This is a genomic window from Burkholderia sp. PAMC 26561 (assembly GCF_001557535.2).
GTDB lineage: Bacteria > Pseudomonadota > Gammaproteobacteria > Burkholderiales > Burkholderiaceae > Caballeronia.
In genome coordinates, this window is sequence record NZ_CP014306.1 from 1,943,659 (window position 1) to 1,965,501 (window position 21,843).

The 21,843-nt window shown below is 62.1% G+C and carries 17 protein-coding genes; 14 read left to right on the forward strand and 3 right to left on the reverse strand.

Going from position 1 to position 21,843, the window contains the following annotated elements:
* The first annotated feature begins 49 nt into the window (after positions 1-49).
* The 6 genes from pyk (at position 50) to AXG89_RS09085 (ending at position 7,477) form a co-directional block, all read left to right on the forward strand.
* On the forward strand, positions 50-1,486 hold the full coding sequence (gene pyk, locus AXG89_RS09060; protein ID WP_062000714.1) for a pyruvate kinase: 1,437 nt from the start codon (positions 50-52) through the stop codon (positions 1,484-1,486).
* Positions 1,487-2,470: 984 nt separating this feature from the next.
* Complete coding sequence (gene fba / locus AXG89_RS09065) at positions 2,471-3,535, forward strand: class II fructose-bisphosphate aldolase (protein WP_062169337.1); 1,065 nt, start codon at positions 2,471-2,473, stop codon at positions 3,533-3,535.
* 210 nt (positions 3,536-3,745) lie between these two features.
* Complete coding sequence (locus AXG89_RS09070) at positions 3,746-4,648, forward strand: phosphoribosylaminoimidazolesuccinocarboxamide synthase (protein WP_061998660.1); 903 nt, start codon at positions 3,746-3,748, stop codon at positions 4,646-4,648.
* 53 nt (positions 4,649-4,701) lie between these two features.
* Entirely contained in the window at positions 4,702-5,217 is a 516-nt protein-coding gene (gene purE, locus AXG89_RS09075; RefSeq protein ID WP_062169338.1) for a 5-(carboxyamino)imidazole ribonucleotide mutase, read from the forward strand.
* A 44-nt stretch (positions 5,218-5,261) separates the two neighbouring features.
* Positions 5,262-6,449, forward strand: a complete 1,188-nt coding sequence (locus AXG89_RS09080) for a 5-(carboxyamino)imidazole ribonucleotide synthase (protein WP_062169340.1) — start codon at positions 5,262-5,264, stop codon at positions 6,447-6,449.
* A gap of 5 nt (positions 6,450-6,454) precedes the next feature.
* A complete protein-coding gene (locus AXG89_RS09085; protein ID WP_062169342.1) occupies positions 6,455-7,477 on the forward strand; it encodes an L-threonylcarbamoyladenylate synthase in 1,023 nt (340 codons plus the stop codon).
* 156 nt (positions 7,478-7,633) lie between these two features.
* Here AXG89_RS09085 and AXG89_RS09090 read toward each other — a convergent pair whose 3' ends face one another.
* Both AXG89_RS09090 and dacB read right to left on the reverse strand, forming a co-directional pair.
* On the reverse strand, positions 7,634-8,830 hold the full coding sequence (locus AXG89_RS09090) for an SGNH/GDSL hydrolase family protein (RefSeq protein ID WP_086386625.1): 1,197 nt from the start codon (positions 8,828-8,830) through the stop codon (positions 7,634-7,636).
* Between the two features lie 188 nt (positions 8,831-9,018).
* The gene (gene dacB / locus AXG89_RS09095; RefSeq protein WP_231941308.1) at positions 9,019-10,662 is read right to left on the reverse strand and encodes a D-alanyl-D-alanine carboxypeptidase/D-alanyl-D-alanine endopeptidase; all 1,644 of its coding nucleotides are present in this window, start codon (positions 10,660-10,662) and stop codon (positions 9,019-9,021) included.
* Between the two features lie 560 nt (positions 10,663-11,222).
* Between dacB and AXG89_RS09100 the strand changes: the two genes are divergently transcribed.
* The 8 genes from AXG89_RS09100 to AXG89_RS09135 all read left to right on the forward strand — a co-directional run bounded on the left by AXG89_RS09100 (position 11,223) and on the right by AXG89_RS09135 (position 20,835).
* Positions 11,223-12,452: an OprD family outer membrane porin gene (locus AXG89_RS09100; protein ID WP_143325559.1), complete on the forward strand. Its 1,230-nt coding sequence runs from the start codon at positions 11,223-11,225 to the stop codon at positions 12,450-12,452.
* 11 nt (positions 12,453-12,463) lie between these two features.
* Positions 12,464-14,989: a family 20 glycosylhydrolase gene (locus AXG89_RS09105; RefSeq protein ID WP_062169346.1), complete on the forward strand. Its 2,526-nt coding sequence runs from the start codon at positions 12,464-12,466 to the stop codon at positions 14,987-14,989.
* Positions 14,990-15,114: 125 nt separating this feature from the next.
* Entirely contained in the window at positions 15,115-15,777 is a 663-nt protein-coding gene (locus AXG89_RS09110) for a response regulator (RefSeq protein ID WP_061998667.1), read from the forward strand.
* Positions 15,777-17,087 carry an ATP-binding protein gene (locus AXG89_RS09115; RefSeq protein ID WP_062169348.1) on the forward strand — a complete coding sequence of 437 codons (1,311 nt, stop codon included), beginning with the start codon at positions 15,777-15,779 and terminating at the stop codon, positions 17,085-17,087. Before AXG89_RS09110 ends, AXG89_RS09115 begins: the two co-directional genes overlap by 1 nt.
* A gap of 78 nt (positions 17,088-17,165) precedes the next feature.
* The gene (locus AXG89_RS09120) at positions 17,166-18,710 is read left to right on the forward strand and encodes a DegQ family serine endoprotease (protein ID WP_062000719.1); all 1,545 of its coding nucleotides are present in this window, start codon (positions 17,166-17,168) and stop codon (positions 18,708-18,710) included.
* Positions 18,711-18,977: 267 nt separating this feature from the next.
* Complete coding sequence (locus tag AXG89_RS09125) at positions 18,978-19,424, forward strand: hypothetical protein (RefSeq protein WP_086386628.1); 447 nt, start codon at positions 18,978-18,980, stop codon at positions 19,422-19,424.
* A 250-nt stretch (positions 19,425-19,674) separates the two neighbouring features.
* The gene (locus AXG89_RS09130) at positions 19,675-20,040 is read left to right on the forward strand and encodes a DUF427 domain-containing protein (protein ID WP_062169352.1); all 366 of its coding nucleotides are present in this window, start codon (positions 19,675-19,677) and stop codon (positions 20,038-20,040) included.
* 36 nt (positions 20,041-20,076) lie between these two features.
* Entirely contained in the window at positions 20,077-20,835 is a 759-nt protein-coding gene (locus AXG89_RS09135) for a CoxG family protein (RefSeq protein WP_062169354.1), read from the forward strand.
* Positions 20,836-20,846: 11 nt separating this feature from the next.
* Here AXG89_RS09135 and AXG89_RS09140 read toward each other — a convergent pair whose 3' ends face one another.
* Complete coding sequence (locus tag AXG89_RS09140) at positions 20,847-21,488, reverse strand: TetR family transcriptional regulator (RefSeq protein ID WP_062169356.1); 642 nt, start codon at positions 21,486-21,488, stop codon at positions 20,847-20,849.
* Between the last annotated feature and the right edge of the window lie 355 nt (positions 21,489-21,843).

Consider the following 21,843-nt stretch of genomic DNA (forward strand, 5'->3'; position numbering starts at 1 on the left):
CCGTACTCGCAGCGCTGTTTCAGGCGATACCACCCAGACGAGGAATTCCATGCATCGCGCTACAAAGATTGTCGCCACCATCGGCCCGGCTTCCAGCTCCCCTGAGATCCTGTTGCAAATGATCCAGGCCGGTCTCGACGTGGTTCGTTTCAACTTTTCCCACGGCACCGCCGACGACCATCGTCAGCGTGCGCAATACGTTCGCGACGCCGCCAAGCAATGCGGCCGCGAGGTTGCGCTGATGGCCGACCTGCAGGGCCCGAAGATCCGCGTGGGCAAGTTCGAGAATGGCAAGGTCACGTTGATTGCCGGCAACCCGTTCATTCTCGATGCACGCTGTGAACTCGGCAACGACGAACGCGTCGGCCTCGACTATCCGGATCTGCCGCGCGACCTGCGCAGCGGCGACGTGCTGTTGCTCAACGACGGCCTGATCGTGCTCGACGTGGTGCGCGTGATTGGTGAAGAGATTCACACGACCGTGAAAGTGGGCGGTGATCTCTCCAACAACAAGGGCATCAACCGGCAGGGCGGCGGGCTGACCGCGCCGGCGCTGACCGAGAAGGACATGGAGGACATCAAGACGGCCATGTCGCTCGGCGCCGATTTCGTAGCGGTATCGTTTCCGAAGAACGCCACGGACATGGAAATGGCGCGGCAACTCGCGAACATTGCGGGCGCGCCTTACGGCATCAAGCCGAAGATGATTGCGAAGATCGAGCGTGCGGAAGCCATTCCGGCGCTGCAGGGCATTCTCGATGCTTCCGACGGCATCATGGTTGCCCGTGGCGATCTGGCTGTGGAAGTGGGCAACGCGGCGGTTCCGGCATTGCAGAAACGCATGATCCGGATGGCGCGTGAGTCGAACAAGTTCGTGATCACCGCCACGCAGATGATGGAATCGATGATCCACGCGCCGGTTCCGACGCGCGCGGAGGTATCGGACGTGGCGAATGCCGTGCTGGATGGGACGGACGCCGTGATGTTGTCGGCTGAGACGGCGGCGGGGAAATATCCGGTGACGACCATCGAGACGATGGCGGCGATTTGCCTTGAGGCCGAGAAATCGGAGCAGAGCGAACTGGACAAGGATTTCCTGGACCGGACGTTCACGCGTATCGACCAGTCGATTGCGATGGGTGCGTTGTTCACGGCGTATCACCTTGGGGCGAAGGCGATTGTTGCGTTGACGGAGTCGGGCGCGACGGCGCTGTGGATGTCGCGGCATTGGTCGCATGTGCCGATTTTTGCCTTGACGCCGCGGATTGGTAGTGAGCGCACTATGGCGCTTTATCGGAATGTTACTTCGTTGCACCTGGATACGAACACCGATCGCGATGTTGCGCTTCAGCAGGCGCTTGAGGTTGTTGTTTCGAAGGGGTACGCGGCGCGTGGGGATATGGTGGTGTTGACTGTCGGGGAGCCGATGGGGCAAGCCGGTGGGACTAACGCGATGAAGATTGTGAGGGTGGGGGATCCGTTTTAAGGGCGCTGGCGCTTGGGGGAGGGGTTTGGGTTCTTAGTGGTTGGGGGTATTTGCTGGGTTGCTGCTCTTTAGGCTACCGCGGGTTAAGTTCTAGCTGATCTCTTTAGCACTATTAGCCACTGTGCGTGGCGGCACTTCATTTCTTTGTCCAACGGCGACAAAGAAACGAAGCAAAGAAAACGCCTCCCAACCGCTAATTCTTAAGTGTCCCGAGCGTGCAGTGACAACTGTTTGGTACTTCACAAGAACGCTCGACGCCGCAATCAAGAACACTTGAAACCCTCCCCCTCCGTCAACGGCAACCCACACGCTTCGCCACCAGTGTGGGAATCCGCTAATTAGGCCTCCGCGCTGCGCGCGCTCTTGCCCAAACGCAAGGGGCGGCTGTACTGGTGAAGAAGTGTCAGGCAAGCGAAGATGTTGTAGACCCGTTACGGGCTCGCAATGGGCTCCGCCGTTGCTATGGGTTGCGCAGGTTTCCGTATTGACTGCCACAGTTACTGGTGGCGAAGCGTGTGGGTATCTGTGTTCGGAGGGGGAGGGGTTCAAGTGTTCTGAATTCCGGCGTCGAGCGTTCTTCTGAAGAACCAAACAGTTGTACGTGCACGCTCGGGACACTTAAGAACTAGCGGTTGAGAGGCGTTTTCTTTGCTTCGTTTCTTTGTCGCCGTTGGACAAAGAAATGAAGTCCCGCCACGGACAGTGGCTAATAGTGCGAAAAAGATCAGCCAAAACAAAACGCGCGAAAGCCTGAAGAGCAGCAACCCGACATAGACCCTGCCCCCGCACCTCTGAACTCCCTCTCTAGTAACCCGCGTGCCCCCCGTAAAAACCTAATCAAAAAGCGCCATTCCGTACGCAATCGCGTCAGGGCGCCCTGTGCCCGAAGCTAAAATCCCGCCCAACCGCCGCAAGCAGAAGGAAAGCCTGCCGCAGGCAAATAAATCAAGACAGAAAAACTAGTTTCATCTCAAGGAGTTAGCAATGCCTCTCGTTTCAATGCGACAACTACTCGATCACGCCGCCGACCACGGCTACGCGCTTCCAGCATTCAATGTGAACAACCTGGAGCAAGTCCAGGCCATCATGGCCGCCGCCGACGAAGTCAACGCGCCGGTCATCATGCAAGCATCCGCAGGTGCACGAAAATACGTCGGCGAAGCGTTCCTGCGCCACCTGATCGAAGCGGCGGTCGAATCCTATCCGCATATCCCCGTCGTCATGCACCAGGACCACGGCCAGTCGCCGGCAGTCTGCATGGCCGCCATCCGCAGCGGTTTCACCAGCGTGATGATGGACGGCTCACTCGAAGCCGACGGCAAAAGCGTCGCATCGTATGAATACAACGTCGATGTGTCGCGCAAAGTGGTCGAGGCGGCGCATTCCATCGGCGTGACGGTGGAAGCTGAGCTCGGCGTGCTCGGCTCGCTCGAAACCATGAAGGGCGACAAGGAAGACGGCCACGGCGCCGAAGGCACCATGACGCGCGAGCAACTGCTGACCGACGTGGAACAAGCGGCCGACTTCGTCAAGCAAACGCAGTGCGATGCGCTCGCAATCGCCATCGGCACGTCGCATGGCGCGTACAAGTTCACCAAGAAGCCGACCGGCGATATCCTCGCCATCGAACGGATCAGGGAAATCCATCAGCGCATCCCGAACACGCATCTGGTGATGCACGGGTCGTCATCGGTGCCGCAGGACCTGCTGGCCGAAATCCGCGAGTTCGGCGGCGACATGAAGGAAACCTACGGCGTGCCGGTCGAGGAAATCCAGGAAGGGATTCGTCACGGCGTGAGGAAGGTGAATATCGATACCGACTTGCGTCTCGCCATCACAGGCGCGATCCGCCGCTATTTCGGCGAGAATCCGTCGAAATTCGATCCACGCGATTACCTGAAGCCGGCGCGCGAAGCCGCGAAGAAAATCTGCCTCGAACGCTACGTGCAATTCGGCTGCGAAGGCCAGGCAGGCAAGATCAAACCAATTCCGCTCGATAAAATCGCCGAAAAGTACAAGTCCGGCGAACTGGCTCAGATCGTGAAGTGAAAGCGAAGTAAGCAAGGTTTACGGCGGTTCGTCCCGAGTAAATTCGAGACAACCGCCGGACGCGTTTACAATGACGCTGAATCGGCCACGAACAGAATCAATACAACCCGCCGTTCCCGCAATTCCCGGGGAACGGCGTGTTGGTTTTTTCGTTTGTCTCCTGATCATTCTTTCCTAGCCCGACGTTGCAGCACTTTTCCGGTAGATGACATGTCCACCCAACATTCCCCGCTGTACGAATCCACGCTGAAATCGGTGCCCCTGCTCGGGCGCGGCAAGGTCCGCGACAATTACGCTGTCGGCACCGACAAGCTCCTGATCGTGACGACCGACCGGCTGTCCGCGTTCGACGTGATCATGGGCGAGCCGATCCCGAACAAGGGCCGCGTGCTGAATCAAATGGCCGATTTCTGGTTCGAGAAACTCAAGCACATCGTGCCGAACCACAATACGGGCATCGATCCGGCGACCGTCGTTTCCGCCGACGAAGCGCCGCAAGTCGCCGGCCGCGCGGTCGTGGTCAAGCGCCTCGAGCCGATTTTGGTGGAAGCGGTGGTGCGCGGTTACCTGGCCGGCAGCGGCTGGAAGGACTATCAGGCGACGGGTTCGGTATGCGGCGTGGAATTGCCGCCGGGCCTGCAGAACGCTGAAAAGCTGCCCGAGCCGATTTTCACGCCGGCAGCGAAGGCCGAAATGGGCCATCACGACGAAAACATCACATACGACGACATGGAACGCCGTATCGGCACGGAACTGTCGGCGACCATTCGTGATATTTCCATCAAGCTGTACAAGGAAGCGGCCGAATACGCGGCGACGCGCGGGATCATCATCGCGGATACGAAGTTCGAATTCGGGCTCGACAACCGCGGCGAACTGTTCCTGATGGACGAAGTGCTGACGGCGGACTCGTCGCGCTTCTGGCCGGCGGACGGTTACCAGGTGGGTACGAACCCGCCATCGTTCGATAAACAATTCGTGCGCGACTGGCTCGAAACGCAATCGTGGGGCAAGACGCCGCCGGCGCCGAAACTGCCTGACGATGTCATCGCGAAGACAGCCGAAAAGTATGAAGAGGCGTTGCAGCGCCTGACCGGCCAGTCGCTGGCGTAAAGTCACGCTTCTCGCCTCGAACGAACAGACCCAAACCACAGGAAAGCAGCACGATGAGCGAAGTCCAGGCCCACACGCATGACGCACCGTTGATCGGGGTGTTGATGGGTTCCAGTTCCGACTGGGACGTGATGAAAAATGCCGTCGCGATCCTGCAGGACTTCGGCGTGCCGTACGAGGCCAAGGTCGTGTCAGCGCATCGCATGCCCGACGAGATGTTCGTCTACGCTGAAAGCGCACGTTCGCGCGGACTGGCGGCGATCATCGCAGGGGCAGGCGGCGCGGCGCATTTGCCGGGCATGCTCGCCGCTAAAACCACGGTGCCGGTGCTGGGCGTGCCGGTATCGAGCAAATACCTGAAGGGCGTCGATTCGCTGCATTCGATCGTCCAGATGCCCAAGGGCGTGCCGGTCGCGACGTTTGCCATCGGCGAGGCGGGGGCGGCGAACGCCGCGTTGTTCGCGGTATCCATTCTTGCTGTGACGCAGAGCGCCTATGCCGACAAACTCGCCGCTTTCCGCGCCCGCCAGAACGACGCAGCGCATGCAATGGTCCTCCCGCCGCTCTAAATCCAGCAGCTTCAGTAACACTTCCGGCTGACCGACCCCACACGATGAACGCACACACCCAACCCAGTTCTCCCATCCAGCCGGGCGCATGGCTCGGCATGGTCGGCGGCGGCCAGCTCGGCCGCATGTTCTGTTTCGCTGCGCAATCCATGGGCTATCGCGTGGCGGTCCTCGATCCGGACGAAACGAGCCCGGCTGGTTCCGTCGCCGATAAACACATCCGCGCCGCCTACGACGACGAAACCGCGCTCACCGAACTCGCGCGCTTGTGTGCGGCGGTATCGACGGAATTCGAGAACGTGCCGTCCGCCAGTCTCGATTTCCTCGCCAAGACCACGTTTGTCAGCCCGGCCGGACGGTGCGTGGCGATCGCCCAGGATCGCGTGGCGGAGAAGCGGTTTATCGCAACCGCGGGCGTGCCGGTGGCACCGCATGTGGTGATCGAGTCGCCGGAAGCGCTCGCGGCCCTGAGCGATGAACAGATCGCCGCCGTCTTGCCCGGGATCCTGAAAACGGCGCGCCTCGGTTACGACGGCAAGGGCCAGACGAGCGTGCGCAACGTCGACGAAGTCCGCACCGCATATGGATCGCTTGCCGGCGTGCCCTGCGTGCTCGAAAAACGCATGCCGCTGAAATTCGAAGTGTCGGTACTGATCGCGCGCGCGGGCGATGGCAAATCTGCCGTTTTCCCGCTCGCGCAGAACCAGCACGTTGGCGGAATCCTGGCGAAGACCGTCGTGCCGGCGCCGGATGCAACCGATGCGCTCGTGGCCCAGGCGCAGGACGCCGCGCTGACGATTGCCGCGAAGCTGGATTACGTCGGCGTGTTGTGCGTGGAGTTTTTCATTCTCGAAGACGGGTCGCTGATCGCCAATGAAATGGCGCCGCGTCCACACAATTCGGGGCATTACACGGTGGACGCCTGCGCGACCAGCCAGTTCGAGCAACAAGTACGCGCGATGACCGGCATGCCGCTCGGCGATACGCGCCAGCATTCGCCGGCCGCCATGCTGAACATTCTCGGCGACGTCTGGTTCGATGGCGCCAAGGCCCACATCCCGCCGTGGCACGAGGTCATCGCCATGCCGACGGCGCGTTTGCATCTGTATGGCAAGGAAGAAGCGCGTCCGGGCCGCAAGATGGGCCACGTGAATTTCACGGCGACGACGCTGGAAGAAGTGCGTGCGGCGGCGCGCGACTGCGCCCGCCTGCTGCACATCGCGCTGGACTGACGAGAATGACCTTCGAAGCACCCAGCGTCGCGCAGGTCACGGAAGCAGCCGCGTTGCTCGACGCCGGCCAGCTCGTCGCGTTTCCGACTGAAACGGTCTACGGGCTCGGCGGCGATGCCGGGAATCCCGAGGCGATCGCGCGGATTTATGCGGCCAAAGGGCGGCCGTCGAATCATCCGGTGATCGTGCATCTCGCGCCCGGCAGCGATCCCGCGTACTGGGTCGAGACGCTTGTCCCCGATGCACAAAAACTGATCGATGCCTTCTGGCCCGGCCCGCTTACGCTGATCCTGAAGCGCGCGGCGCACGTGCCCGCGGCGGTCAGCGGTGGGCAGGAGTCGGTCGCGATCCGCTGTCCGTCGCATCCGGTCGCGCAGGCTTTGCTGAGCGCGTTCAGCGCCTTACGCAACGGTCACGGCGGCGTGGCGGGGCCATCGGCGAACCGGTTCGGGCACGTCAGCCCGACCACGGCGCAACATGTCCGCGATGAATTCGGCACGAGCGTCCATGTGCTCGATGGCGGTGCGGCGAAGGTGGGTATCGAATCGACGATCCTGGATTTATCGCGTGGCTTTCCGGCGTTGTTGCGGCCGGGGCACGTGAGTCCGGCGGAAATTGCGGACGTTCTCGGCGTGATGCCGCGTCTTCCCGATGGCACCGATGCGAGCGCGCCTCGCGCATCCGGGACGCTCAAGGCGCATTACGCGCCGCGCACGCCATTGCGATTGTTGCCGTTCGATGCGCTGGAACCGCTGCTCGCAGCGCACCCTCTGAACGCCGATAAAAAGCTGGCGCTGGTCGCGCGGGCATCGAGCGCGGGGAAATGGGCCGATGCGCCCAACGTCCGGTTCATCGCTGCGCCCGACGATCCGCAAAGTTACGCGCGCGAGTTGTACGGCTTGCTGCGCAAGCTCGATCGCGAGGACGTGGAGCGGATCTTGATCGAGACGCTGCCGGTATCGGCGGAATGGAGTGCCGTGAATGACCGGCTTGGCCGCGCGGCGGCGGCGTTTGAAGAGCAGGAGTGATTGCGTTGACGGGCCTGGTTCGGCTCGGGAATCGGCGCCGGATTAGCATCGTGCGAATCAACCGCCTGGAACAGCCTGCTGCTTGATTCAATCGAAAAAAAACGCCCGGTCTCGAAAGAACCGGGCGTTTCGTATTTCCCCTGCTTCAAACGAAGCTTATTTTCCCAACCCTGCCTTCGCAACCTGCTGTTCAACGTAGGTGGAAAACAGCGCGTGCAGATGCGTCGTCGGATGTACGGTATCCGCGTACATGTAGGTCTGGTCGGCGTTCGCCACCGTGTACGTCTGCGGCGAGCAGAACAGCGACGTGCCGAACGCGGTCGGGTTCGGCTGGCCGGCTTTCGTGGCGGCAGCGATCATCGCGGCAAGATTACAGGCCGTGCCCGTATTCGATACCGAAAAGCCGTTCGACTGATAGTTGGCCTGGACACCATCGACCCACGTGTAGGCATCGACGTAGATCACCTTCGACAACAGCCCCGCCTGCTGCAGCGCGCCTTGCAGCGTGCCGTTGAACAACTGCGTGACTTGCGACAGCGTCACGCCTTTGTCGGCGCTGGCAAGCCCCTGTGGCGATCCGCCGATATCCGGCACATTCGATACCAGCACATGCGTGGCACCTGCCTGAACGACGCGTCCGACGACCGTGGCCAGGTCGATAGCCGCCTGGCTAATCGCGGTCGTCGCGGCTTTTTGCGCCGCGTTGCCGGCGGCAAGCGCATCAGCCGGCGCAAGCGTGCCAGCCGCGACCTGCGCCTGAATTCCCGCAGCAGTCGCTTGCGCGACAGTCAGGTTATAGAAGATGTCATTGGCGCCGCCGTTCACCAGCACGAGCTGGTTGGCGTTGAACGTGCCGTGCGACGCGATGTACTGCGAGACCTGATCGTTGACCGGAATCGTCGTGGCTTGCGAGAAGTCCGCGTTCGCCGTGCCCGGCGTGGCATGGCCGACGCCCGGTTGCAACGTCACGCGCGAGCCGCCTTGCGCATAGCCCAGCCCGGTTCCTGCCTGAAGCGGCACGCCAAAGCCGCCGGTATTCGCGGCGGTGAGCGTGTCGCCGTAATACTGCGCGACGTTTTGCGTCCAGACCTGGCCGGGGTTCGTCGTGAAGCGGCCGCCGCCGAAGTTCGCCGTGGCGACGGGCGCGTACGTGCCGACATCGGACAGGCTGTCGCCGAACGACACCACCTGCAGCTTCACGCCGCCCGCGGGCGTGTTGTTATTGTTGTCATCGCCGCCGCCGCACGCGGCCAATGCGGCGATGGCTGCGCACGCCATCGCGGTTTGCACAGCGCGCAGCCAGTAGGTCCGGCGCGCGGCGGGAATGGTCTGGGCGGGTTTCATCGGCGTCATCTCCTCGTTCCTCGTTTATCTAGTCTGTGGTCTGCATGCCGCTTCGAGGTGCCGGTCGACGAGCGTCTCGGCGAGCCTGTCGGCTTGCGTGGCGATAGCTTACCGAATCTTTTAAGATAATTTGAGTTGTTTCCTACGAGGGTTTCCCTGTGCTTGTGCGCATCGCCGGAGTGGGTTTTGCGTTGCCTTCAATCCATCGATCCCGTGCGGCGCGCGCCTTCGTAGACCCATTCGAGCAAGGCATCGTGCGCGGCGCGCGCAGCTTCGGCACGCGGGTCGTTGATCATGCTCACCACCACGTAGCTTTCGCCGTTCGCCGCGCCCACGTAACCTGCGATCGCGCGGACGTCGCGCAGCGTGCCCGTCTTGATGTGCGCGTTGCCGAGCGCGCCTGCGTTCGTCAGGCGGTTGCGCATGGTGCCGTCCACGCCGGCGATCGGCAGCGATTCCGTGAAGACCTGCGCGACCGGACTGGAATTCGCCGCGGTCAGCAGGTCGGCGAGCGACTGTGCCGTGATGTGTTCTTCGCGCGACAGACCCGAACCGTTATCCAGATACAGACCCGACATGGGCAGGGCGCTTCGATGCAGGAACGCGGTAATGGCTGCCGCCGATTTCTGCGTCGTCGCCGGTGGTTTGCCGGTTGCGGCGCCGATGGTCAGGAACAAATTACGCGCCATCACGTTGTTGCTGAACTTGTTGATATCGCGAACGATGTCCGAGAGCACCGGGCTGCGATGCGTCCCGACAAGCCGCGCGCTGGAAGGCGTCGGGCCTTCGCGCGTCACGCCGGCGAAGGTGCCGCCCGCCTGTTTCCACAGCGCGAGGAAACCGCCCGCGAAAAACGTCGAGTGATCGAGCGCAGCGACGTTGATCGTGCGCGGACCGCAGCGCAGCGGATAGTCGCCAATGAACGATGCCTGCACGAAGCCGCCCGAAGTTTGCGCCACGCTTGGCGACGCCGCCGGGAGCGTCCCCGCGCACGCGCCGCGCGTCACGCGCAATTCGTTATCGATCTGAAGTTGCGCGAGTTGCGGCAAGACGTCGATCGACACGCCGCCTTCCGGATTCGGCGTCAGCGTGAACGACAGCGACTTGAACGCGTAGAGCAGCGGGTCGGGACCGACGTTATAGGGCGCGGTTTCGTCGGCATCGAAGGCGGGGAGGTCGCGTGTCGACGGATCGAAGTAACGCTTGTCCAGCACCAGCGCGCCGTCGATGCCCGAAATGCCGTTGCGGCGGATCTGGTCCACGAGATCGATCAGTTCTTCCGGCACGAGTTTGGGATCGCCGGTGCCCTGGATATAAAGATTGCCGTGAAGGATGCCGTTGGCATCGACTTCGCCGTCGGCATAGGCCGTCGTTTTCCAGCGATAGTCAGGTCCCAGCAGCGACAAACCCGAGTAGGTCGTGACCAGTTTCATGGTGGACGCGGGCATCATCGGCACGTTTGCGTTGAGCGCGACGAGCGGTACGCCGCCGGCGCCGATGCGCTGAACCACCACGCTCATCGACGAAAGCGGTACGTGCGCCCGTGCGAGCGCTGCCATGACGGTGGGCGGCAACGGGCCGGCGGGAACCGCGACGCGCTCGAAGTTGTTCTTCCTGGCGGCCTTCTCGGCCTTGGTGGTCTTGACCGCCTTGGTCGTCCTCGCGACCGCGCTTTTGCCGGCCTGCTTTTGCGATTCTGCTTTTGTGCCGCCGCCGCTGCGGGCCTCGGCGGGCGTGCTCAGGCCCATACCTAGCGCCGATACAACCACGGCCAGCGCCGTGACAGCGCGCCACCCTTTGCCGATGGAAACTTTTGTGGTCTGCAGTGATGCTCTATACATGTGTTCGGATCGTGTTCGTGCTGCGGTTTTGCGGACGCCGGCTAACGGAGTGCCGGTATTGTAGAGGCGCTTGTGATTACGATTGTTAATTCCGCGTCTTTCAGAGTCATCACGGCATGAGGCTGTTGGCGAGACGTCCGGGCAACGCCTGCTCCGCCGCGTTTATCTCTCGGTCGCTGTGCCACAGCAAATCGATATCGATATCGGCCAGACATCAAAAAGGTCATAGACGATTCGACGCAGGTTGCGACGGCGGTGCTGGACAACAGCACCGCCTTTTTTTTGTCGCAAAACGTCGATGAAACCGGGATGCATCAACCGGCCGCTATCCCAAAATTAATACCACTTGAATACCAATTTACGACCGGCTAGTCTTCTTCGTTTAGAGAAATCCATGCGGTGATCAAGAACCGCAGCGAGGGGGAGACGTGACCAGATTCCAGTCATTATGTTTTGCAATCCTAACAACAACGTGCGGTGCGTCGGCAGGGGCTGAACCTCCGGCGTTCGAGGACGACGAACTGACGCGCGGCACCGCGCAGCCTTGGCGTTCCGAAGAGATGCCCAGTCTTTTCTCGAAGTCCGAGACGACCATCAGTACGACGTTTTACTCAAGAAACCGGCATGCGACCGATCACGCCGGTGATATCCATGTCAACGCGCTCTCATTGGGTATTGACTGGCGCTCGGGTTATGCGGCGGGTCCGTGGGGATTTGTCGGCGCGGACGTGTCGGGTTTTACCAACCTTCGGGTCGCGCCGGGCACAGGCTTGTCGGAAGTGCTTTATCACGACTATCGCGATGACGCCGACAAGACCTATGCAACGCTCGCCCATGCTGCGCTGAAATGGCGCAGCACCGCGACGGGCGACGGATGGCAGGTTCGCGCGGGTTATACGCCGCTGAGTGTCGGCACGCTCGGGTCATCGGGCGGATTGCACTCGCACGCGTACCGCGGCGCCGAAGTGAAATATCACGTGGCGGGCTGGGAATTCGGCTACGCGCTCGCCGATCAGTTCCGCAATGAATGGGACAACCGCTTCCGGCCGATGACCAATGCGTGGCATCAGAACCGCGATCAATATGACGGCACGGCGAGCCGGATCGACTATGTGCATAGCGCGGGGATCCGGTACGAGGCGGCTGCCGATACCTATGTCGATGGCGGCGTGGGCGAGGGCAAGCGCTACAGGCGCAACGCGCAGGTTGGCGCGACGCGTGCGTGGCGCACCGGCGAGCACGGCACGGTGACGACGACCGGCTATGCCTTGTGGGGCCGCTATCAGGCGGCGCTCGGACCGGTCGCGTCGCCGGCCAACGAATGGCATGCCAGCACGAGCGTCGGTTACGCGAGCGGTCCTTTCACCGTCAGCATGGGCTTCGGCGTCACGCACGCACCCGACTCGCGCGAGATGAATTTCCGCCTGACGCCTTGGGCCAACAGCGACAACCGCAATCAGATCCAGACCTGGGGCCAGCTCGATGACTTCGTGTGGGACGGCACGCGCGTGATCAAGGCATCGGCGTCGTATCAGATCGGGCCGTATATCGGTGTGCCGGGACTTGCAGTCGGCGTGAGCGGAATTCGCGGATGGGCGATCAAAAACCCCGGACGCGGCGATACATCGGCGAACGAGATCGACTTGAGCGTCACCTATGACGTGAAGGAAGGTCCGCTCAAAGGCGCAGGAATCGGCGTGTTTCCAGCGCGGCTTCGCACCAATGGTTTTTACGGGAAATCCGATCGCAATGACGTGAAGATCATTGCATCGTATAGCAAGACTTTTTGAAGGGAGACATCATGAAACGAATAAACTTCGCGACCGGATTGCTGGCAATGGCAGCGTCCATGCCCGTGTTTGCGCTCACGCCAGCGCTGCCTCCCAAAGCGACACAACCCGTCGCAGCCGCAACTTCCGCCGGCCCGGCGCTGGCCGCGGTGCTTGCGAACGACCTGATGCTGCGCGTATCGATCGATACCAACGATGCCGCCAAGTCGGGCGTGCCATGCGCCGATTTCGGCGCCGACTCGGGCGCGTGCGCAACCGGCCGGCTGGCCCTCGTCAACACGGGACAGGCGCGAATCACGGGCGATGGCTGGAAGCTCTATCTCCACAGCATTCGCCGGATCTTGAGCATCAATCATCCGGACTTCTCGCTGCGCCACCTGACGGGCGACCTGTACGAACTGACGCCGCGAAGCGGCGCGGTGAGGCTTGCCGCAGGCGAGCGGCTGGAAGTGCCGTTTGTCGCTGAATACTGGCTGCTCCGATACAGCGACGTACTGCCCCGGCCCTATGTTGTCGTTGCGGGCGCTGCGCCCGCCGTGCTCAAGCAAAACGACACCGAAGACGAAAGCCGTTACGTCGATGCGCTCCCCGCGAATGACAACGCCCGCATTCCCCTCACGCCCGCGCAGATATTCCGGCAGCAAGCCGAACGCGGCGAACCGCTGCCGGCGCGAGAGGTCGCGGCGCGCGTGTTGCCATCGGCGATGAGGACGAACGTTGGAGAAGGCGAGGCCGATTTGCGCGGGGTCGAAATGTCGCTTCCGGATCTCTCGCCGGGACAGGTCGAAGCGCTGCGTGAACGCGCCGGTTCGCTGGGGCTCGCGAAGCAGGGATTGCCGCTCACCGGTGTGGTCGCGCCTCACGCGCTGCCTGCCGATATCGCCGTGGCCGGCGGTTACCGTGTGCGGATCGCGCCCTCGGGCGTGTCGATCGACGCTTTTGATGCAGCCGGTCTTTACTACGGCGTGCAGACCGTATTGTCGCTGGCGTTGGCGGGCGGCGGACGCATTCCCGCAATGACCATCGAGGATGCGCCGCGCTACGGCCATCGCGGCATGATGGTCGATGTCGCGCGCAACTTCCGGCAACCCGCCACGCTGCGCCGCCTGATCGACCAGATGAGCGCTTACAAGCTCAATCGCCTGCATCTGCATTTGTCCGACGACGAAGGCTGGCGCATCGAGATCCCGGGTCTGCCCGAGCTGACGGCAATCGGCGCCCGGCGTTGTCACGACCTCGGCGAAACCCGTTGCCTCATTCCCCAGCTTGCTTCCGGCCCGGACAACCGCTCAGGCGGCGGCTTCCTGACGCGCGACGAATACATTGCGTTGCTGCGATACGCCAATGATCGTTTCGTGGAGGTCATTCCCGAAATCGACATGCCCGGCCACTCCCGCGCGGCCGTGGTCGCCATGGAAGCGCGGTATCGGCGGCTGCATGCGTCGGGCAACGAGCAGGAAGCGAACGCCTTCCGCCTGATCGATCCTGACGATACGTCGAACACGCTTTCGGTGCAGTTCTACGATCGACGCAGCAATCTGAATCCCTGCTCGAGCGGCGCGCTGAACTTTGCAGGCAAGGTGATTGGCGAGATTGCCGCGATGCATCGCGAAGCGCAGGCGCCGTTGAACGTATGGCATTTTGGCGGCGATGAAGCGAAGAACATCCTCCTCGGCGCGGGTTTTCAGGCGCGCGACGGGAAGGACGCGGACAAGGGCCGTATCGATATGGCGGCGCAAGACAAACCGTGGGCGCGTTCGCCAATGTGCACGGCCTTGCTCAAGCAAGAGGGCATCGAATCGGTCGACGAGTTGCCATCGAGGTTTGCCCGTCAGGTGAGCTCGCTCGTGAACGCGAACGGCATTGAAACAATGGAGGCGTGGCAGGACGGTTTGAAGCATGCCGCCGGTCCACGCGACTTCGCGACGAAGAATGTGATGGTCACGTTGTGGGACACACTTTTTTGGGGAGGCGCGGAAACGGCGCGAAGCTGGAGCGCGAAGGGATATCTTGGGATTCTGGCCTTGCCCGATTACTTGTACTTCGATTTCCCGTACACACTCGATCCACACGAGCGTGGCTACTACTGGGGATCGCGTGCAACGGACAGCTTCAAGACGTTCTCGCTCGCGCCGGACAACCTGCCGCAGAACGCCGAAGTGATGCCGGATCGCGAGGGCAAGCCCTTCGAGGTGACGAGCAATGGCCCGGCGGCGCATGTCTATGGTATGCAAGGTCAGGCGTGGGCCGAAGTGATACGCACGGACCAGCAGTTCGAATACATGGTGTATCCGCGTCTGCTGGCGCTGGCCGAACGCGCGTGGCATCGGGCGGAATGGGAGCGGCCATATAAGGAAGGCGAGCGCTACAAGCTCGGGGACACCGACCTGGTCGACAAACGTGCGTTGGCTCGCGACTGGCAGGGCTTTGCGAGTGTCGTTGAACAGCGCGAGCTGCCAAAACTGAAACTCGCGGGCATTGGTTATCGGTCGCCCAAGCGAGAGGTTGCAGAGACCGGCATCGAAAAGCGCGATTGACGCTATCAGGTTCGCAACGGGGCGTCAGTGAGCTTTAAGTCCCGTTTAAGCCCCGCCCCGCGTGTCCCGGCTAGAATAAACGTCCGGGCCGCGAGGTCGCCAAGCTTAGAGCCGCAGAGCGAATCATGCGAATCCTGCTAGTTGAAGACGACAGAATGATTGCGGAAGGCGTCCGCAAGGCCCTGCGCAGCGACGGCTTTGCGGTCGACTGGGTGCAGGACGGCGAGGCCGCCCTGACAGCCGTCGGAGGCGAACCCTACGACCTGATGCTGCTCGACCTGGGCCTGCCAAAACGCGACGGCCTCGACGTGCTGAAAAGCCTGCGCGCCAAGGGCAACACGCTTCCGGTGCTGATCGTCACGGCACGGGATTCTATCGCCGACCGGGTCAAGGGGCTGGATGCCGGCGCCGACGATTACCTCGTCAAACCCTTCGATCTCGATGAACTCGGCGCCCGCATGCGCGCGCTGATCCGCCGCCATGCAGGCCGCGGCGATTCGCTGATCCGCCACGGCGCCCTGACGCTCGATCCCGTAGGCCATCAGGTCACGCTCGAAGGCAACGCCATCGCACTTTCGGCGCGTGAATTTGCGTTGCTCGAAGCCCTCATGGCGCGCCCCGGCGCCGTCCTGTCCAAAAGCCAGCTCGAAGAAAAGATCTACGGCTGGGGCGAGGAAATCGGCAGCAACACGGTCGAGGTCTACATCCATTCGCTGCGCAAGAAGCTCGGACCCGACCTCATCCGCAACGTCCGCGGACTCGGCTATATGGTGTCGAAGGAAGCCTGATGCATTCAATTCGACGCCAACTGCTGGTGTGGCTGCTGGCGTTGGTTATCGTCGGCGTGGGGTTTGCGGGCTGGCTGATCTACCGGCAGGCGCTCGCCGAAGCCAACGAACTTTTCGATTACCAGCTCGAGCAGATTGCGGCGGCGTTGCCATCGGAACCGTTCTCGTCGGTGCTGCAATCACGCAGCGACAGCGACGAAGGCGTCGTGATCCAGATCTGGAACCGCAACGGCGTGCTGATGTATTACTCGCATCCGCGCGTGCCGCTCGCGCCGCATGCCGAACTCGGCTTTTCCACCGAAGCCACCGCGCGCGGCGAATGGCGCGTATATAGCGCGATCGTCGGCGACAACGTCGTGCAGCTTGCGCAGCCGCTGTCCATCCGCAACCGGCTTGCGGCCGGCGTCGCATGGCGTACCTTGTGGCCGCTCGTGCTGTTGTTGCCGCTGCTCGGCATGGCGATATGGATCATCGTCGGGCGGGGTTTGATGCCGTTGCAGCGCGTGACGCGCGCACTCGATACGCGGCACCCGGAAGCGCTCGAACATCTCCCCGATAACCGCTTGCCCGAAGAAGTCGTGCCCGTGGTGCGCGCGCTGAACGCGCTGCTGGACCGCCTCGCGACCGCGCTCGATACACAAAAGGCCTTCGTGGCGGACGCCGCCCATGAACTTCGCACGCCGCTCGCCGCCGTGCAGATCCAGTCGCAACTCGTAGCCCGCGCGAAGGACGACGATTCGCGCAAGGAAGCGCTCGACGACCTGCAAGCCGGCATTACACGCGCGACGCGCCTGGCTGAGCAACTGCTTGCGCTCGCGCGCTCGGAACCCGACGGCAAGAACACGACCACGCCTGTCGACCTGCATGCGCTGCTCGACGAATGCGTCGGCGCATCGGTGCTGGTGGCGCAGCAGCGCGGCGTGGACCTGGGCATCGAGGCAACCGAGGCGGCGACCGTTGCGGGCGACCCGAACGCGTTGCGCGTGATGTTCAACAATCTCATCGATAACGCCACGAAATACACGCCCGATGGCGGCCGCGTCGACGTTTGCCTGCGCGTGGACGAAGGCCGCCCGGTCGTCGAAATCTCCGATAACGGCCCCGGCATTCCCGCCGAGGAACGCGAGCGTGTGTTCGACCGGTTTTATCGTGTGGGAGCGAGCGCCGACCGTGCGCGAACGGACGTGGCGGGCAGCGGCCTGGGGCTTGCCATCGTGCGCCGGATCGCCGAGCAGCATGGCGCGGCGGTCTCGCTTGCAGAATCGAAAGGTGGCGGTCTGCTGGTATCGATACGCTTCAATGCGGCCTGAATTCATTGCTTTAAGTAACCTTTAAGCGGCGCCCCGTACTCTTCGTTCATCATGAAGCGCATCCCCGAGGAGCACACGATGAAAGCGAAGATCATTACCCGCAGCGCCGTTGCGGTAGCCGTTGCAGTCGCCTTGTCGGCGGGTTACGTCGCCGGCAACCATAACGTCGCCGCGCCCCAGGTCATCACGCCGGCCCAGGCCGCGATGATGCCCGCCGAAGCCGCCGCCAAGACCGGCATCCCCGATTTTTCGGGACTCGTCGAAACCTACGGCCCGGCCGTCGTCAACATCAGCGCGAAACACGTCGTAAAGACGGCTGCGCGGCGTGGCATGAATGGCGGCATGAACGGCGGAGCAAATGGCGGCAACCCGCAACTGCCGATCGATCCGAGCGATCCGTTCTATCAGTTCTTCAAGCATTTCTACGGTAACGGCGTGCCTGGCATGGGCGGCGACGGCAATGGCCCGAACGCCTCCGATACCCCCAGCGAAAGCCTGGGCTCAGGGTTTATCGTGAGCAGCGACGGGTACATTTTGACCAACGCGCACGTGGTCGACGGCGCGAATGTCGTCACGGTGAAAACCACCGACAAACGCGAGTACCGCGCGAAAGTCGTGGGCGCCGACAAACAGTCGGACGTCGCGGTGCTGAAGATCGAAGCGAAGAACCTGCCGATCGTGAAGATCGGCGACCCGAACGGCAGCAAGGTCGGCCAGTGGGTGGTGGCGATCGGCTCGCCTTACGGTTTCGATAACACCGTCACCTCCGGCATCATCAGCGCAAAATCGCGTTCGTTGCCCAACGAGAACTACACGCCGTTCATCCAGACCGACGTACCGGTGAACCCGGGTAACTCGGGCGGACCGCTCTTCAACCTGCAAGGCGAAGTGATCGGCATCAATTCGATGATCTATTCGCAGACCGGCGGCTTCCAGGGTCTTTCGTTCGCAATCCCGATCAACGAAGCGATCAAGGTGAAGGACGCGCTGATCAAGACCGGACACGTGGACCGCGGTCGCCTTGGCGTGACGGTGCAGGGCATGAACCAGACGCTGGCGAAATCGTTCGGCATGCAAAGCGCGAACGGCGCACTGGTGAGTTCGGTGGAACCGGGCGGCCCTGCGGCGAAGGCGGGTCTCCAGCCCGGCGACGTGATTCTGTCGGTGAACGGCCTGGCCGTTGCGGATTCCAACTCGCTGCCGGCGCAAGTTGCCGGTCTGCCGCCTGGAAGCACGGCGAAGGTGCAGGTCTGGCGCGAGAAGGGTACGAAAGACCTGACGGTGACCGTCGGCGCGCTGAGCGACGCCAAGACCGCAAGCACGGGCGGTGCGGACAAGAGCGAATCGGCATCGCAGGACGCGCGTCTGGGCGTGGCAGTCCGGCCGCTGACGCCTGAAGAGAAGCAGAGCGCTTCGTTGTCGCGTGGTCTGCTGGTCCAGCAGGCGGGCGGAGCGGCGGAAAGCGCAGGCATCCAGGCCGGCGACGTGATCTTGGCGGTCAATGGCCAGCCGGTCACGACCGTCGATCAGTTGAAGACGATGGTCAAGAACGCCGGCGACAGCATCGCGCTGTTGATCCAGCGTGACGATGCGCAAATCTTCGTGCCGGTGGATCTCGGCTGACGCGGGATTTCCGGGTTGTGGCCTTGCCGCAGCCCGGAAATAGGGCGGGATGCGGGCATGAACTGTGCTGATTCGTCTGTTCAGATGCTGTATCGACTCGAGTAGTCCGGGAGCTATCGATTACCGTGTACGAGCAGCAATCAGAAGCGCAGCGCCGATGAAGGCGTCTGAAGTCCACAAGGAGCCAAACAGATGACGAAGACGACGAACGCAGCCAGCATCCAGGCAACATCGAAGAAGAAAGCGTTTAAAAAGGTATCGATCGCGATGCTCGCCGCCACGATGACTCTTGGGGTGGCGGGCGGCGCATTTGCGCAGGCATCGAGCGCTGACACCAGCGACATGAGCAGCGCCGGAAATACTAACGGCGGCGGCCTGCCTCAGGTCCAGACGCAGGGCAATGTGTCGTACACGTCCGGTGGCGTGGGGCTGGACGAATCGCATGCACTGATCCGCGAACAGGCGCATTGGCCGCTTTCGTTGCGTTTCACGGGGCCTACTGCGGATTATCTTGCCGACGTGCACGTGCGCATCGCTGACGAAAAGAACGCCGAAGTGCTCAAAACCGATGCAATGGGCCCGTACATGCTCGTGAAATTGCCGCCGGGCCGCTATACGGTCTACGCAAAGTACAAGGATTCGGAAAAGAAACAGGCGGTGACGGTGGCGGGAAACGGCAAGGCAAAGGCCGCTTTCCACTGGTCGAGCCAGTAAGCAGCTCGCTTTCCGAGCCGCGAATCGGAACAAACTGCCGGGAACGGCGCGAACCCGGACACGGTGTGTTGCGCAGGACATAAACCCGCGCACAACGCTTGCACAACTCCCTCGGAGTTGTCTCATAATGAAAGCCACGGGTCCCGGAAAGCCCGTGGTTTTTTTTGTGCATTCGTGCCGCAGTCGCACGACGGCGCATTTCAGTGCCTTGCTTCGAATCCGCATGAATCCAGTCTGAAACCGGGAGCGCATGATGAACACCGACACCCATCTGATTGAAATTTCGCTGAACACGCGCCGGCATCGCGTGATCCATCAGGGCGTGACGTTCGCCGATACCCAGGCGGCCTTGACGCTCGCCGAAACCGGTCTTGACCCGGTGCATTATTTTCCCCGCGGCGACGTCAACATGGCGCGCCTCGCCAGGTCCGCGCACACCTCGCATTGCCCGTACAAGGGCGAAGCCACTTACTACCATTTGCTCACCGAAGAAGGTCCGATCGAAAACGCGGTCTGGAGTTACGAGGAACCGCTGGAAAGCGCCACGCAGATCAAGGGGTATCTGGCGTTCTATCCGACGCGCGTCGATCGTATCGATGAAACGTCGGGCGCCTGATTACTAAACCGCCGCATCGAGTCAGGGGAGGCCGTGATGGAAGTCGCCGATGCTTTACGCATTCCGCTCGCTCCCGCTCTCGTGCGTGAGGCGCTGGGCGACCTGGCGCTGGTGCGCGCGAGTATCGACAATTGCGAATCGCTCTTGCGGCTGGCCGGTGGCGAATACATGCTCGCGATGACCGTGCCGCTCGGCGCGCTGCGCTCGCGTTACGTCATCCGCGCACATGTAGCCGAAGCGCGCCGTTTGCCGCGGCATGACGAGGCCGAGGGCGAAGTCGATGCCCAGACCCTGAGTTTCAAGGCGCGCGGCGAGGGCGTGGGATCGTTGCGCGGACAGATCGCGGTGGCGCTGATTCCGGACGCGAACGGCGAATCGACGTGGATCGAATATACGGTTTGGGCAACGCTCACCGGACCGCTGGCGAGCTTGCCGCCGCGTCAGATCGAAAACGCGCTGCGCGAGGTGGCCGATGATTTTTTCGCCGACTTCTGCGAGGTGGTGCGCGCAAAGCACGGGCATCCGGCAACGCAAGCGCCGGACGCGGCAGTTACCCGACGGCATCTATTCCTGAGGCCCATCGCCATGTCTGCGGCGTTCGCGCGTCCGGCGAGCGCAGCGGCGCAGAAGTCGCGCGCCGCCGCGGCCGATGCCATAGGCGGCGTGTTGCGGCACAGGCTGCATGGGCATGCGCCGCGGCATCATCCGCACAGCATGCCCGCATGGGCATGGGCTGCAATGCTCGGCTGCGTTGCGATCTTTCTGTTTCTCGCGCAGCACTACGGGCTGCAATGAGGCTTAGGGCATTATTCGCCCGGACGCAGCATTGATGGGCTAAAACGCATCACATCGAAACATGAGTCGATCAACCGTTCCGATTCGTTCTTCAGATCTATGCTTTCCGGCCACATCAGCGAATCATAAAGAATGCCCGTAAAGAGCGCATGAAGGATGGTCGTGGCGTGGTGGGTGTCGAGTTGTGCCGGCAACTGGCCTTTATCGACGGCGTTCAACAACCCGCGTTCAATCTTTTCCTTGCCTTCGCGCATGTTCGTCTGATGGCGTTCGCGCACCGGACCCATGTCTTCCACGAACTCGCATTTCAAAAACAGGATATCGAACACGCGGCGCCGCTGTTCGTCCAGTGCGATATTGCGCATGCACCAGATGAAGATGTCGCGCATCCGGCCAAGCGGATTGGGCTCCCTGGTGTCGAGCGTCGCCTCCACCAGTTCGTCGAGCGGTAACAGACTGCGGTCGAACATGGCGGTGAAAAGATCGCCCTTGTTCGCAAAGTGCCAGTAAATTGCGCCGCGCGTCACGCCGGCTTCGAGCGCAATGTCCGCCAATGTTGTTCGCGACACGCCTTTCTCGAAGAATACCCGCTCGGCTGCGTCCAGAATGCCGTTGCGCGTTTCCGCCGCTTCTTCCTTCGTTCGTCGGACCATTATTTAGTCAGTTCCAGCTTGCCTGTTTTGCGCAACGACTCAGCGCTTTCTTACAGTATCCTGCAGCGGCGTCACGCATTTGTTTATCGTCTTTCAAAGCTTCGAGACGATTCCCCTCGCGCTGCTCGTGTTCACGCACGATCGTCTCTTTTACGTTCATTCGTGAATGTATATACAATACCATCCGTCCAACGATAGCCCAAGCCGCATTGACCGGTTAATATCCGACACAGCTTTCAGCCGCCGCCCGTCCGCGAGGCCCATCCCAGGCCCACACAAGCGGCAGTCGCACGACAGAGACGACGCCCGGCGCGGAACACGAATGATGGTCGGGGCACTGGTTCATGCGCCCGCA

Excerpts from the sequence above, each read along its gene's own strand:
- pyk (WP_062000714.1), top strand. The coding sequence starts at position 50 with ATGCATCGCGCTACAAAGATTGTCGCCACCATCGGCCCGGCTTCCAGC.
- fba (WP_062169337.1), top strand. The coding sequence starts at position 2,471 with ATGCCTCTCGTTTCAATGCGACAACTACTCGATCACGCCGCCGACCAC.
- AXG89_RS09070 (WP_061998660.1), top strand. The coding sequence starts at position 3,746 with ATGTCCACCCAACATTCCCCGCTGTACGAATCCACGCTGAAATCGGTG.
- purE (WP_062169338.1), top strand. The coding sequence starts at position 4,702 with ATGAGCGAAGTCCAGGCCCACACGCATGACGCACCGTTGATCGGGGTG.
- AXG89_RS09080 (WP_062169340.1), top strand. The coding sequence starts at position 5,262 with ATGAACGCACACACCCAACCCAGTTCTCCCATCCAGCCGGGCGCATGG.
- AXG89_RS09085 (WP_062169342.1), top strand. The coding sequence starts at position 6,455 with ATGACCTTCGAAGCACCCAGCGTCGCGCAGGTCACGGAAGCAGCCGCG.
- AXG89_RS09090 (WP_086386625.1), bottom strand. The coding sequence starts at position 8,830 with ATGACGCCGATGAAACCCGCCCAGACCATTCCCGCCGCGCGCCGGACC.
- dacB (WP_231941308.1), bottom strand. The coding sequence starts at position 10,662 with ATGTATAGAGCATCACTGCAGACCACAAAAGTTTCCATCGGCAAAGGG.
- AXG89_RS09100 (WP_143325559.1), top strand. The coding sequence starts at position 11,223 with ATGCCCAGTCTTTTCTCGAAGTCCGAGACGACCATCAGTACGACGTTT.
- AXG89_RS09105 (WP_062169346.1), top strand. The coding sequence starts at position 12,464 with ATGAAACGAATAAACTTCGCGACCGGATTGCTGGCAATGGCAGCGTCC.
- AXG89_RS09110 (WP_061998667.1), top strand. The coding sequence starts at position 15,115 with ATGCGAATCCTGCTAGTTGAAGACGACAGAATGATTGCGGAAGGCGTC.
- AXG89_RS09115 (WP_062169348.1), top strand. The coding sequence starts at position 15,777 with ATGCATTCAATTCGACGCCAACTGCTGGTGTGGCTGCTGGCGTTGGTT.
- AXG89_RS09120 (WP_062000719.1), top strand. The coding sequence starts at position 17,166 with ATGAAAGCGAAGATCATTACCCGCAGCGCCGTTGCGGTAGCCGTTGCA.
- AXG89_RS09125 (WP_086386628.1), top strand. The coding sequence starts at position 18,978 with ATGCTCGCCGCCACGATGACTCTTGGGGTGGCGGGCGGCGCATTTGCG.
- AXG89_RS09130 (WP_062169352.1), top strand. The coding sequence starts at position 19,675 with ATGATGAACACCGACACCCATCTGATTGAAATTTCGCTGAACACGCGC.
- AXG89_RS09135 (WP_062169354.1), top strand. The coding sequence starts at position 20,077 with ATGGAAGTCGCCGATGCTTTACGCATTCCGCTCGCTCCCGCTCTCGTG.
- AXG89_RS09140 (WP_062169356.1), bottom strand. The coding sequence starts at position 21,488 with ATGGTCCGACGAACGAAGGAAGAAGCGGCGGAAACGCGCAACGGCATT.